The sequence below is a fragment of the Streptomyces mayteni genome, from assembly GCF_054783955.1.
The window spans coordinates 1-11,888 of sequence record NZ_BAAGPR010000169.1 but is presented as its reverse complement, the minus strand read 5'-3'; the positions used below and the strand labels follow the sequence as shown (position 1 = coordinate 11,888).

The window sequence follows — 11,888 nt, the reverse complement described above, 5'->3', positions numbered from 1 at the left end:
CCCCTCGGGGCTCCGTCCCGCCACGCGAGGCGCCGCCCTGCGGCACTGCCGCGGGGCGGCGGCCCGCCCCCCGCCCGGGGCCCGACCGATGGCGGCGGAGCCGCCCGGGCGGGCCCCGGGGCCGACCCGCGCGGAGCGCGCGGAAAGGGGCGGGTGGGTGGGGGGAAGGGGAGGAAAACCCCCGGCCGTCAGTAGACCGGCTTGTCCGGTTCGATCTGGTTGACCCAGCCGATCACGCCGCCGCCCACGTGCACCGCGTCCGCGAAGCCCGCGTTCTTCAGAACGGCCAGCACCTCGGCCGACCGCACGCCCGTCTTGCAGTGCAGCACGATCCGCCGGTCCTGCGGCAGGTCGCTCAACGCGTCGCCCATCAGGAACTCGTTCTTGGGGACGAGCCGCGCGCCGGGGATGGAGACGATCTCGTACTCGTTGGGCTCGCGCACGTCGATGATGTCGATCTTCTCGTCGGCGTCGATCCACTCCTTCAGCTGCCGCGGCGTGATCGTCGAGTCCTTGGCCGCCGCCTGCGCCTCGTCCGAGACGACGCCGCAGAAGGCCTCGTAGTCGATCAGCTCGGTGACCGTCGGGTTGTCGCCGCAGACCGCGCAGTTGGGGTCCTTGCGGACCTTGACCTGCCGGTAGGTCATCTCCAGGGCGTCGTAGATCATCAGCCTGCCGACCAGCGCGTCGCCGGTGCCGGTGAGCACCTTGATGGCCTCGGTCACCTGGATCGAGCCGATCGACGCGCACAGCACGCCGAGCACCCCGCCCTCGGCGCAGGACGGCACCATGCCGGGCGGCGGCGGCTCGGGGTAGAGGCAGCGGTAGCACGGGCCGTGCTCGGACCAGAAGACGGACGCCTGGCCGTCGAAGCGGTAGATGGAGCCCCAGACGTACGGCTTGTTCAGCAGCACGCAGGCGTCGTTGACCAGGTAGCGGGTGGCGAAGTTGTCCGTGCCGTCGACGATCAGGTCGTACTGGGCGAACAGCTCCATCACGTTGGACGAGTCGAGCCGCTCCTCGTGGATGTTCACCTGGACGTAGGGGTTGATGCCCTGCACCGTCTCCTTGGCGGACAGCGCCTTGGACTTACCGATATCGGCCTGGCTGTGGATGATCTGCCGCTGGAGGTTGGACTCGTCGACGACGTCGAACTCCACGATGCCCAGGGTGCCGACCCCGGCCGCCGCCAGGTACATCAGCGCCGGCGAGCCCAGGCCGCCCGCGCCCACGGCGAGCACCTTGGCGTTCTTCAGCCGCTTCTGCCCGGCCATCCCCACGTCGGGGATGATCAGGTGGCGGGAGTACCTGCGGACCTCGTCGACGGTGAGCTCGGCGGCCGGCTCTACCAGGGGTGGCAGCGACACGGGGACTCCGTACTTCTAGGGACACGGTCGTTCCCTCAACACTGCCACGCCCCGGCTGATTCCGAGATGCCCCTTCCACAGTCCGGGCAGCCGCGCTCCGGGCACCCCCGCCCCGGGCGGGTCACATCCGGCAGGCCGCCTCCATCCAGATGTCGGCGAGGGACTCCTCCAGGCTGATCCTGGCCCGCCAGCCGAGCCGGTCCCTGGCGGTGCGGACGTCGGCCTGCTGCCAGCTGCCGCACCCGTCGGGGTAGGGCCCTGGCGCCGGCAGCGCGTGGTGGCCGCCGACGCCCTCGGGCGACTGGCGCGGCGGGGGCGGGCCCTCCAGCTCGTGCAGGGTGCCCGAGTAGCCGGAGATCCTGGCCAGCGCCGCGGCCGCCTCGCGCAGCCGGACGGCGTGCCCGGTGCCGATGTTGACCACGCCCTGGGCCGCGGAGAGGGTGGCCGCGTGCACGGCGCGCGCCACGTCGCGGACGTCGACGAAGTCCCGCTGGACGGCGAGTCCGCCCAGCTTGAGCTCGCTGTCGCCGTGCTGCATGGCGCGCCGCAGCGAGTCGGCGAGCCGGCCGAGCGGCGACCCCGCCGGGGTGCCGGGGCCGGTCGGCGAGAACACCCGCAGCACGATCGCGTCGAGCCCGGAGCCGAGCACCAGCTCGGTGGCGGCCAGCTTGCTGACGCCGTAGGGGCCGCCCGGGCGGGCGACCGCGTCCTCGGCGGTGGACGAGCCGGTCTGGGATGGCCCGTACTCGGCGGCGCAGCCGATGTGCACCAGCCGCGCCCGGCAGCCGCTGCGCCGCAGCGACTCGCAGAGGGTGGCGGTGGCGACGGTGTTGTGCCTGGTCAGCTCGCTGGCGGTGCCGCGGATGGCGCCCGCGCAGTTGATCACGACCCCGGGGTGCACGGCGTCCAGGAACCGGGTCAGGGCACCCGGGCTGCCGGTCGACAGGTCGAAGCGGACGTCCGCGTCGTCGCCGCGCCCCAGTGCGGTCAGCTGCACGGCGGGATCGGCGAGCAGGCGGTCGGCGACGAACCGGCCCAGGTACCCTCCCGCGCCGAGAAGCAGCACTCTCATCGGTCTGTGCTCCTTGCGTGTGAACAGATCTTGGCGGGACGGGGACGACGGGGGTGGCGCGGGTGCTGAAACGGTCCGCCTGGCCCCCGCGGCGCGGGCAGACCGCACGCGTTCGGCCGGCGACGCTGAGTGATCGACGCGGCGTGCACCGGCGCATCCCCTTCTCCCATGGCTCCCATGACGAAGAGACGGTATGTCTACTTGTGCACCCGACGGCGGACGGATGTCCACCGCACCATCAGAAGGGGTGAAGATTCGTGACTTCGCCGCGAGTCACGTCGTTAGACCGCACCGGCGGCACGACACGGCACGCACGGCACGGTCACGACGGGGGTGTTCAGCGCTCCGGGTTCGGCCACGGGTTGGGCACGCAGGTCACGCCGTTGGTCGTCAGATACTTGGTCTGCTGCAGCATCACCGGGGCCAGCGCACCCTCCGCCGGGCAGACCGCGTGGCCGAGGCCGAGGCGGTGTCCCACCTCGTGGTTGATCAGCATCTGCCGGTAGCCCGAGATGTCGTCGCCGTAGGTCTCGGAACCCTGCGCCCAGCGCCAGGCGTTGATGATCACGCGCTCGGTGTTGGAGGAGTCGCAGGAGACGTTGTCCTGGGTGATGTCGAGGCCGGAGCGTGCGCACCAGTCGGCGGCGGTGCCCGGGCTGGCCAGCGTGATCACGAAGTCGTACTCGCCGGCGGACACCCGGGCGAACGAGCGCTCGCCGTTGTTGCCCCAGCTGCGCGGGTCGTTGAGGGTCTGGTGGACGACCTGGGCGAAGAACTCGGCGTCGAGGCCCATGCCCTCCTCCACGTCCACCCGGTAGCGCAGTTGGTCGACCGCCGTCGGGTCGGCCGCCGGATCGCTGCCGCCCACCGGCACCAGTTGGCCGGACGCGGTCAGCTCGGGGTCGAGCTCGAACGCGGTGGTCATCAGCTCTTCGTAGGTCGGCTCGGCCTGCGGCTCCTCGACGGAGCCCGAGGGCGACTGGCCCTCCCGGTCCGGATCGGCCGCGTCGTCCTGGGCGCCGCCCCGGCCGGTGTCCGACTCGGGGGCGCCCGCGCCGACGTCCGGCGCGCCCTCGTCGGCGCCCGCCCGGTCCTGGCCGCCCCGGTCGGTGATGTTGCCCCCGACGACGACGGTCAGCACCGTCACCACGGCCGCGGCGGCGACGCCGGTCAGCGTGCGGCCCCAGCCCCCGCCCCCGCCCCCGCCCCCGCGGCGCTCGACCCGGCTATCCCCGAGCCCACGCCGGCGTTCCCGCGGCTTGCCATGGCGCCCGGACGACGAGCGCCGCGCCGGCTCCGCCTGCCGCGGCTCGTCATGCCCGTCGGCCCCGTGACCCCGGTCGTGCTGGTCGGGTTCGTCGAGCCCGACGGTCCCGTGCCCCTGCCCGGCCTCGGTTGCCAACCCCACTCGCCCGCCTCCTCGTGATGCCGCCGACCGCTGCCCTGGAATGTGCCCCCCGGTTCGGGGGGCGTCGGCGGTGGCGAAGGCATCGAGGTACTCCTGCCGGGGTCCGGCCTCGGGCCCCACGCGGGGCTCGGCGGCGTCACGAGCGTCCATCGGCCACCCCTTCGTGGCCGGCGTACGCGGGCGTCCAGGTGAGGAACTCCCGGAACGCGCCGGCCACCACGGCCGGGAACTCCATCATGGCCACGTGGCCGGCTTCGGGCAGCACGACGAGCCGTGAGCACCCGAATGCCCGGCTGGCCCGCCGGGTGCTGCCGACCCCGAGCAGCCGGTCGCGGCCGCCGTAGAGCAGCAGCGTCGGCGCCAACACCCGCTCGGCCTGCCGCCACAGCGAGTGCTGGCCGCCCAACGTGTAGGCGTTGAGCAGGCCGCGGGTGGTGCGCCCGAGCGACTCCCAGAAGTAGGGCAGCCGCTGCCGCCGCTCCAACTCGGCCTCGGCCGCGTTGAACTCCTGGGGAGTTATCCGCGCCGGGTCCCCGTAGCAGAGCCGCAGCACCTCCCTGGCGCGCTGGCTCGGCGGCTGGTCGCGGGTCGCCAGGCGCAGCAGCCGGGTCACCCCTGGGACGCCGAGCATGCCGGTGGGGATGGCGCCGGGCCGCGGCAGCCGCTCGGGCAGCGCGGGCGCGATCAGGGTGAGGGTGCGGACCAGGTCGGGGCGGAGGGCGGCGACCCGGACGGCGATGGCGCCGCCGAGCGAGTTGCCGAGCAGGTGGACGGGCCCGCGGCGCCCGGCGTCCAACAGGCGGATGACGGCGCGCGTGTGGCCGGGGACGGAGTAGTCGCCGCCGGTGGGCGGCGGCGAGGCGCCGAAGCCCGGCAGGTCGATCGCCTCGCACTCGACGTCGGGGGCCAACGCCTCCATCAGCGCTGACCAGTTGCGTGACGAGCCGCCGAGTCCGTGCACGAGGAGTGCGGGTTCGAGGCGGTCGACGGCGGCGGCGCGGCGACGCACCGCGAGCGTCATCCCGGGAAGGTCGGTGAAGCGCATCGTCTCCCCGTCCCGCACCCCGGGCCAGCCTTCCGCCGAGGCGAGCTCCGCCTCAGCTCGCGACTCTTCGGTGGTTGGCATGGGCGCAATATTACGAGCCCGTCACGCTCGCACACACGCACCCATGGGACCTCGGTTCTGTGTCCGGCGTCACATCGCCGGTTCGCCTCTCCCGCCGCGCGCGCCTAGGGTGGGAGGTGCCCACCGAGGATCCGGAGGTGGTGAGCGATGCGGCAGGAACCGACAGAGCCGGAGTTCCCCGAGGAGTACCAGGAGTCTGCGGAGTACGAGGAGGAGCTCGACGACGAGGCCGCCGAGGGCGACGTCGCCGAGCAGCGCCTCGACCTGCTGCGACTGCGTGACACGCCGCTCGCGGAGCGTGGTGAGCCCGAGGCCGACCCGGCGGACGCGGCCGAGCAGGCCAGGGTGGTCGATCCCGGCGACGACGACTACCGCGAGGACGAGCGCTGAGCGGCGGGCCCGGGCAGTGTCCGCAGAGTGAAATCCTGCCCTCACGATGCACGCTGCGCGACCACACGACCGTACGATGACGACGGAACGGCACGGGGAAGAGGCCGGCGCGGGGCGCGGAGCGCACCGTGAGCGGCCCGAGAGGCACGACCGGCACGAGCGAAGCGAAGAGCGCGACCGGCACGAGCAGCATGACCAGCACGACAGGGACACACGACCACCGGGAGGCGGCGTGACAGCCACAGAGCAGACCGAGGCGCGGCCCCGCGGCACCCGCCTGCCGCGCCGGGCCCGGCGCAACCAGCTGCTGGGCGCCGCCCAGGAGGTCTTCGTCGCCCAGGGCTACCACGCGGCCGCGATGGACGACATCGCCGTCCGCGCCGGGGTCAGCAAGCCGGTGCTCTACCAGCACTTCCCTGGGAAGCTCGAACTCTACCTGGCGCTGCTCGACCAGCACTGCGAGGCGCTGGTGCAGGCCGTGCGCCGGGCGCTGGCCTCCACTCCGGACAACAAGCAGCGCATCGCCGCCACCATGGACGCCTACTTCTCCTACGTGGAGCACGAGGGCGGCGCGTTCCGGCTGGTCTTCGAGTCCGACCTGACCAACGAGCCGTCGGTGCGGGAGCGCGTCGACCAGGTCTCGCTCGACTGCGCGAAGCTGGTCAGCCCGCTGATCTCGGAGGACACCGAGCTGCCGGAGGACGAGTCGATGCTGCTGGCCGTCAGCCTGTGCGGCCTGGCGCAGATCACGGCCCGCCACTGGCTCAGCTCGGGGCGCGGCATCCCGCGCGAGACGGCGAAGAACCTCACCGCCTCCCTGGCCTGGCGGGGCATCGCCGGCTTCCCCAAGCAGAACTGACCACGGCGGAACCGCCCGCGACCCCCGCTCTGACACGGTGTTCGCTCTCGGCGTGGCCGGCCGCGTCCGGCCCGCCGCCGGGCGCGGATAATCTGTGACGAGCTAACGGATCACCGGAGGGACAACCGTGGAGATCAAGATCGGCGTTCAGCACACGCCGCGCGAGATCGTTCTCGAGAGCGGGCAGTCTGCCGAGGAGGTGGAGCGGGCCGTCGCCGAGGCTCTGGCCGCCGAGAACAAGCTGCTGTCGCTGGTCGACGAGCGTGGCCGCAAGGTGCTGGTGCCGGCGAGCCGGATCGCCTACGTGGAGATCGGCGAGTCGGCCGCCCGCCGGGTGGGCTTCGGCGCTCTCTGAGCGCCCGGGGCCACGGGGCCGGCGCGGGCCGTAGGAGACGCGGAGAGCCGCGGCCGGCCCCGGCCGCCGCGCGAAGGGGAGGACCGAGGTGACCAGCCCACGCGTCCGCGCCACCCCGGCCGGCGCGCCGGCGGCCGTCGCCGCCGGCGGCACGCTCCCCCGCCTCGACCGCGGCTTCGGCCTCGTCTCCAACGACTGGCTGCTGCTCTCGGTGGCCGTCGTCGCCGTCTCGGTCTCAGGCCCGCTGACCGCCGCCACCGCGGCCCCGGCCCTGGCCATCGCCTTCTGGCGCAACGCGCTCGCCGTCGCCGGCCTCCTCCCGGCGCTGCTCAGGCGGCCCGCGCTCCGGGCCGAGCTGGCCGGCGTCGACCGCCGCACCCTGCTCCTCTCGCTCGCCGCTGGCGCCGCGCTCGCCGCGCACTTCGCGCTCTGGCTGCCCAGCCTGCGGCTCACCTCGGTCGCCTCCTCGGTAGCCCTGGTCACGACCACCCCGCTGTGGACGGTCCTGGCGCTGCGGCTCCTCGGCCACCGGCGGCCGGCCGCCGTCTGGCTCGGCTCGGCCGTGGCGTTCGCCGGCGTGGTCCTGCTGACCGGCGTCGACCTCGCCGTCTCCACGGACGCCCTGCTCGGCGACACTCCCCCAGCTAACGCTGGGGGTGCCCCCATGGCGCTCGGCGGCGGCATCGCGGGCGCCGTGTACGTGCTGCTCGGCGCCGAGGTGCGGCGCACCACGAGCACCACGTCGTACACCCTGCTCTGCTATGGCGCGGCCACCGCGCTGCTGCTGCCCGTCTGCCTGCTCGCCGGCGCCGCGCTCGGCGGCTACCCGGGCGAGACCTGGCTCGAGCTGCTCGCCATCACCGTCGTCGCCCAACTGCTCGGCCACTCGCTGCTCAACCGAGTGGTGCGGGGCCTCGGCCCCTCGGTCACCGCCACCTCGCTGCTGCTCGAGACGCCGGGCGCGGTGCTGGTCGCCGCCCTCGCCCTCGGCCAGCTGCCGCCGGTCGCCGCGTATCCGGCGCTGGCCGTGATCCTGGCCGGCCTGGCCCTGGTGATCCGTGGGGAGCGCCGGTGAGCGCCGACGTGCTGGCCGCCGTCGAGGAGCGGCTGCGGGCCGCCCTCGGGGAGCCGGACGGCCGGGCCGCGGTGACGTTCCTCGGCGCCGAGCGGATCGAGGTGCTGCGCGTCCAGGACCCGGCCCGCGGCCTGGTGCGTTACGCGACGCTCGGCATGTCGGCGGCCCCGATGGCCGACCCCACGGCCGTGCTGGCCGCCCCGGAGCGCGGGCCGCGCGCCGAGCTGCTGCTCACCGTGCGGGCCGGCGACCCGGCGGTCGACGGGGTGCCGCGGGCGCTGGCCACGGTGGCCGCGAGCCCGCAGGTGGAGGGCCTGGTCGCCGCCCCAGGCGGCTCGCTCGACCTCGGCCGGCCGCTGTGGCCCGGCGCCCCCTTCACCTCGGTGCTGCTCGGCGAGCCGGACGGCACCGTGCCCGAGTTGACGCTGCCCGCGCCACGCGATCCTGTCCACTTCCTGCCAGTGCTGCCGATGACACCCAACGAGGCCGCCTGGAAACGGGCCAGGGGGGCGTCGGCTCTCCTCGAACGCTGGCGGGAGCTCGGCGTCGACCTCCTCGACCCGCGCCGCGCCGGCGCGCCACCGACGGGGTAACCCGCCTTGACGGATGGGCCGGCGCGGCGGGACTGTTGTTCCCTATGAGGGGCGAACCCAGTTGCCCGAAGTGTGGCGGGCGGGTCCGGGCCCCGGGCCTCTTCGCCGACTCCTGGCGCTGCGCGGAGCACGGCGCCGTGCAGCCCGTACAACCCGTCGTGCCGCCGAGCGTCAACGCCCTCACGGTCGTGGTGAACCGCACCCGGGTCCCGGTCTGGATGCCCTGGCCGCTGCCGGTCGGCTGGCTGTTCACCGGGGTGGCCTGCGCCGGCGACGACCGCTCCGGCGGCCGCGCCACGGCGGTGGCCTGCTCAGGACCCGGCCCGCTGGGCGGCCCTGGCGAGATGCTGCTGATCGCCGAGGAGCTGGGCGTCGGCCTCGGCGCCCGCTACGCAGGCGTCGCCGGCCCCGATCCGGGGCCCCGGCTCCGGGTGGACGCCCCGCCGCAGATCAAGGTCCTGGCCGCCGGCCGGCCCACCCCGCTCTGGCAGGTCGCGGACGCCCCCGAGGACCGCGCGGTCTTCGCCGGCGAGGCGATGGGCCTCTGGCTGTGGGCGGTGATCTGGCCCGAGCAGGCCGGGATCCTGATGTACGACGAGATGGTGCTGACCGACCTGCGGGACGCCGGCTCCGAACTCGAACTCGTGCCCTGCGGCGCGCTCTCGCCCCGCATCATGTCGTAGCCCCGGCCGTCGCACGACGGCCGGCCGCGGGTTCCGGCACGGCGTGGCGCCGGCGGCGTTCGAGGGTGGCCCCGAGGACGGCGAGCACCAGCGCGCCGGCGGCCATCGCGGCGCCCACCAGGTTGGGCGTGGTGGGACCGCCGCCGGCCGACAGGACCAGGCCACCGAGCCAGGCGGCCAGCGCGTTGCCCAGGTTGAACGCGCCGATGTTGACCGCGGAGGCGAGGGTCGGGGCGTCGGCCGCGTTGTCCAGGATCCGCTTCTGCAACGGCGGCACGGTGGCGAAGCCGAAGGCGCCGATCAGCGGCAGCGTCACGGCCGCGGCGACCTTGTCGCCGGCGGTGAGGGTGAACAGCGCGAGCGTCAAGGCCAGCGCGGTCAGCGACACGTAGAGCAGCGGCATCAGCGCCCGGTCCGCGTACCGGCCGCCGACCAGGTTGCCGACCACCAGGCCCACGCCGAACAGCGCGAGCAGCCAGGTCACGCTGGACTCGGCGTAGCCGGCGGCGTCCGTCATCATCGGCGCGATGTAGGTGATCGCCGCGAACACGCCGCCGAAGCCCAGCACGGTCATCGCCATGGCCAGCAGCACCTGGGGCTCGCGGAACGCGGCCAACTCGCGCCGCAGGCCGCCGCCCACCGCCCGGCCGGCCGCCGGCGCGTCCCCGGCGCCGGCCGGCACCAGGGCGGCGATGCCGGCCAGCGCCAGCACGCCGATCCCGGCGACGACCGCGAACGTCAGCCGCCAGTCGACCTGTTGCCCGAGCAGGGTGCCGGCCGGCACGCCGACCACGTTGGCGACGGTCAACCCGGTGAACATCAGCGCGATGGCGCTGGCCCGCCTGGCCGGCCCCACCAGCTGGGCCGCCACCACGGAGCCGACGCCGAAGAACGCGCCGTGCGCCAGCGAGGAGACCACCCGGCCGGCCAGCAGCACCCAGAACTCCGGGGCCACGGCGGAGAGCGCGTTGCCGACCGTGAACAGCGCCATCATCACCATCAGCAGCCGCTTGCGCGCCGTCCGGCCGCCGAGGATCGCCATCAGCGGCGCGCCGATCACGACGCCGAGCGCGTAGCCGGACGCGGTGAAGCCGGCGACGGGCGTGGAGACGCCGAACTCGGCCTCGAACTCGGGCAGCAGTCCCGTCACCACGAACTCGGTGGTGCCGATCCCGAAAGCCCCGATGGCCAGTGCCAGGAGCGCGATGGGCATGAGCGGACCCTTCTCGTTGTCAAAGCCGATTACCCGCTCAGACATTAATTGCACACGCGGATACTTGCAAGCGCCGACAATTTCGGAGAGCGGGTATCCGGGGTACGCTGGGGCTCGACCACACGACGACGGGGAGGAACCGCGATGTCGCGTCCCGAACCGGGCCTGGCCCAGGGATGGTGCGCCCTGTCCGCGCTGCACGACCGCATCGAGGCCCACATCGAACGCGCCCTCCAGGCCGCTCACGGGCTCAGCGTGCGCGAGTACTCCGTGCTCGACGTGCTCAGCCGGCAGCACGAGGGCGAGGGCGGCCACTTCCGGATGACGGAGCTGGCCGACGCCGTCGTCCTGAGCCCGAGCGCCACCACCCGGCTGGTCAACCGCCTCGAGGACCGCGGCCTGCTCACCCGCTACCTCTGCCCGACCGACCGCCGCGGCATCTACACGGACGTCACCGACGCCGGCCGCGGGCTGCTGGCCGAGGCCCGCCCCACCAACGAGACGGCCCTGCGCGAGGCGCTCGACCTCGCCGAGGCCCGCCCCGGGCTCGCCCCGCTGGTGGCCGCCGTCCGCACCCTCGAGGCGCCCGCCCCGACCGCCTGACCGAGCCCCCTACCCTGGTCGGATGCGCATCGATCTGCACGCCCACTCGACGGCCTCGGACGGCACGGACTCCCCCGCGAAGCTGGTCCACGAGGCGGGGGCCGCCGGGCTCGACGTGGTGGCGCTCACCGACCACGACACCGTCGCCGGCCACGCCGCGGCGGCGGCCGCGCTGCCGCCCGGGCTGACGCTGGTGACCGGCGCGGAGATCTCCTGCCAGCTGGACGGCATCAGCCTGCACATGCTCGGCTACCTCTTCGACCCCGAGGAGCCGGCCTTCGCCAGGGAACGCGACCTGCTGCGCGACGACCGGGTGCCACGGGCCCAGGGCATGGTGGCCAGGCTGCGCGACCTGGGCGTCCCGATCACCTGGGAACGGGTCAGGGAACTCGCCGAGGGCACGGTCGGCCGCCCGCACATCGCGGCGGCCATGGTCGAGGCCGGGGTCGTCGAGGACGTCTCCGCCGCGTTCACCGCCGAGTGGATCGGCGACGGCGGCCGGGGCTACGTCGGCAAGCACGAGCTCGACGCCGTCGAGGCGATCCGCCTGATCCACGCGGCCGGCGGCGTCGCCGTCTTCGCCCACCCGCTGGCCGCCAGCCGCGGCCGCGTCGTCTCGGACGACGCCATCGCACGCCTGGCGGCGGCCGGCCTCGACGGCGTCGAGGTCGACCACATGGACCACGACCTCGACACCCGCGTGCGGCTGCACTCCCTGGCCACGGACCTGTCGCTCCTCACCACCGGGTCGAGCGACTACCACGGCGAACGAAAGCCGTGCCGGCTCGGCGAGCACACGACGTCGCCCGAGGCGTACGAGGCGATCGTGGCGCGGGCGACGGGCGCGGGTCCGCGCCGCTCGCCGTGACGGGGTGTTCCCCCACCCACCCACCCACCCGCCCCCAACCTGCCGGCCCCCCTGCACGCACCGGCGCTGCGCGCGGCTCTCCCCCACCCACCCGCCCGCCCCTACCCGGCCTGCCAGCCCCCAGGGCGCTCCCGCGCTGCGCGCGACTCTTCCCCACCCACCCGCCCTTTCGTGCTCCGCGCGGTAGGGGCGCGGCGGGCCGCGCCCGCCCGAGCCTCACGCGCTCCGCGCGGCGCGGCGCGCCGCGCCGGCCGTGCTCCACGGCCCGCACCGACC

General features: G+C 74.5%; 13 protein-coding genes. 8 read left to right on the top strand and 5 right to left on the bottom strand.

The window, feature by feature from the left end; translation table 11 throughout:
* Nucleotides 1-188: 188 nt before the first annotated feature.
* The 4 genes from moeZ to ACYVPE_RS37435 form a co-directional block, all read right to left on the bottom strand.
* Entirely contained in the window at nt 189-1,367 is a 1,179-nt protein-coding gene (moeZ, locus tag ACYVPE_RS37450; protein WP_461038306.1) for an adenylyltransferase/sulfurtransferase MoeZ, read from the bottom strand.
* A 121-nt stretch (nt 1,368-1,488) separates the two neighbouring features.
* On the bottom strand, nt 1,489-2,439 hold the full coding sequence (locus ACYVPE_RS37445; protein ID WP_461038305.1) for an NAD-dependent epimerase/dehydratase family protein: 951 nt from the start codon (nt 2,437-2,439) through the stop codon (nt 1,489-1,491).
* A gap of 337 nt (nt 2,440-2,776) precedes the next feature.
* On the bottom strand, nt 2,777-3,847 hold the full coding sequence (locus ACYVPE_RS37440; protein ID WP_461038304.1) for a DUF3152 domain-containing protein: 1,071 nt from the start codon (nt 3,845-3,847) through the stop codon (nt 2,777-2,779).
* A gap of 136 nt (nt 3,848-3,983) precedes the next feature.
* Nucleotides 3,984-4,973, bottom strand: coding sequence for an alpha/beta fold hydrolase (locus tag ACYVPE_RS37435; protein ID WP_461038303.1), 990 nt, complete (start codon nt 4,971-4,973; stop codon nt 3,984-3,986).
* Nucleotides 4,974-5,120: 147 nt separating this feature from the next.
* On the opposite strand from ACYVPE_RS37435, the gene ACYVPE_RS37430 reads away from it, so the two are divergent.
* The 6 genes from ACYVPE_RS37430 to ACYVPE_RS37405 all read left to right on the top strand — a co-directional run bounded on the left by ACYVPE_RS37430 (nt 5,121) and on the right by ACYVPE_RS37405 (nt 8,928).
* On the top strand, nt 5,121-5,363 hold the full coding sequence (locus ACYVPE_RS37430; RefSeq protein WP_461038302.1) for a hypothetical protein: 243 nt from the start codon (nt 5,121-5,123) through the stop codon (nt 5,361-5,363).
* A gap of 232 nt (nt 5,364-5,595) precedes the next feature.
* Nucleotides 5,596-6,222 carry a TetR/AcrR family transcriptional regulator gene (locus ACYVPE_RS37425; protein ID WP_461038301.1) on the top strand — a complete coding sequence of 209 codons (627 nt, stop codon included), beginning with the start codon at nt 5,596-5,598 and terminating at the stop codon, nt 6,220-6,222.
* 127 nt (nt 6,223-6,349) lie between these two features.
* Nucleotides 6,350-6,577, top strand: coding sequence for a DUF3107 domain-containing protein (locus tag ACYVPE_RS37420; RefSeq protein ID WP_461038300.1), 228 nt, complete (start codon nt 6,350-6,352; stop codon nt 6,575-6,577).
* A gap of 88 nt (nt 6,578-6,665) precedes the next feature.
* Nucleotides 6,666-7,652 carry a DMT family transporter gene (locus ACYVPE_RS37415; RefSeq protein ID WP_461038299.1) on the top strand — a complete coding sequence of 329 codons (987 nt, stop codon included), beginning with the start codon at nt 6,666-6,668 and terminating at the stop codon, nt 7,650-7,652.
* Nucleotides 7,649-8,245 (top strand): suppressor of fused domain protein, encoded by a 597-nt coding sequence (locus tag ACYVPE_RS37410; RefSeq protein WP_461038298.1) that lies wholly within the window; start codon nt 7,649-7,651, stop codon nt 8,243-8,245. Before ACYVPE_RS37415 ends, ACYVPE_RS37410 begins: the two co-directional genes overlap by 4 nt.
* Before the next feature lie 44 nt (nt 8,246-8,289).
* A complete protein-coding gene (locus ACYVPE_RS37405) occupies nt 8,290-8,928 on the top strand; it encodes a DUF6758 family protein (protein WP_461038297.1) in 639 nt (212 codons plus the stop codon).
* Here the strand turns inward: ACYVPE_RS37405 and ACYVPE_RS37400 are convergent.
* Nucleotides 8,918-10,141: an MFS transporter gene (locus ACYVPE_RS37400; RefSeq protein WP_461038296.1), complete on the bottom strand. Its 1,224-nt coding sequence runs from the start codon at nt 10,139-10,141 to the stop codon at nt 8,918-8,920. The genes ACYVPE_RS37405 and ACYVPE_RS37400 overlap by 11 nt on opposite strands.
* Before the next feature lie 144 nt (nt 10,142-10,285).
* On the opposite strand from ACYVPE_RS37400, the gene ACYVPE_RS37395 reads away from it, so the two are divergent.
* Both ACYVPE_RS37395 and ACYVPE_RS37390 read left to right on the top strand, forming a co-directional pair.
* Nucleotides 10,286-10,744, top strand: coding sequence for a MarR family winged helix-turn-helix transcriptional regulator (locus tag ACYVPE_RS37395; RefSeq protein ID WP_461038295.1), 459 nt, complete (start codon nt 10,286-10,288; stop codon nt 10,742-10,744).
* 22 nt (nt 10,745-10,766) lie between these two features.
* The gene (locus tag ACYVPE_RS37390; protein ID WP_461038294.1) at nt 10,767-11,612 is read left to right on the top strand and encodes a PHP domain-containing protein; all 846 of its coding nucleotides are present in this window, start codon (nt 10,767-10,769) and stop codon (nt 11,610-11,612) included.
* The last annotated feature ends 276 nt before the right edge of the window (nt 11,613-11,888 follow it).

What these genes read in the sequence shown, in the direction of transcription:
- ACYVPE_RS37445 (WP_461038305.1), bottom strand. Translation starts at nt 2,439, where the DNA reads ATGAGAGTGCTGCTTCTCGGCGCGGGAGGGTACCTGGGCCGGTTCGTC.
- ACYVPE_RS37435 (WP_461038303.1), bottom strand. Translation starts at nt 4,973, where the DNA reads ATGCCAACCACCGAAGAGTCGCGAGCTGAGGCGGAGCTCGCCTCGGCG.
- ACYVPE_RS37430 (WP_461038302.1), top strand. Translation starts at nt 5,121, where the DNA reads ATGCGGCAGGAACCGACAGAGCCGGAGTTCCCCGAGGAGTACCAGGAG.
- ACYVPE_RS37405 (WP_461038297.1), top strand. Translation starts at nt 8,290, where the DNA reads ATGAGGGGCGAACCCAGTTGCCCGAAGTGTGGCGGGCGGGTCCGGGCC.
- ACYVPE_RS37400 (WP_461038296.1), bottom strand. Translation starts at nt 10,141, where the DNA reads ATGCCCATCGCGCTCCTGGCACTGGCCATCGGGGCTTTCGGGATCGGC.
- ACYVPE_RS37395 (WP_461038295.1), top strand. Translation starts at nt 10,286, where the DNA reads ATGTCGCGTCCCGAACCGGGCCTGGCCCAGGGATGGTGCGCCCTGTCC.
- ACYVPE_RS37390 (WP_461038294.1), top strand. Translation starts at nt 10,767, where the DNA reads ATGCGCATCGATCTGCACGCCCACTCGACGGCCTCGGACGGCACGGAC.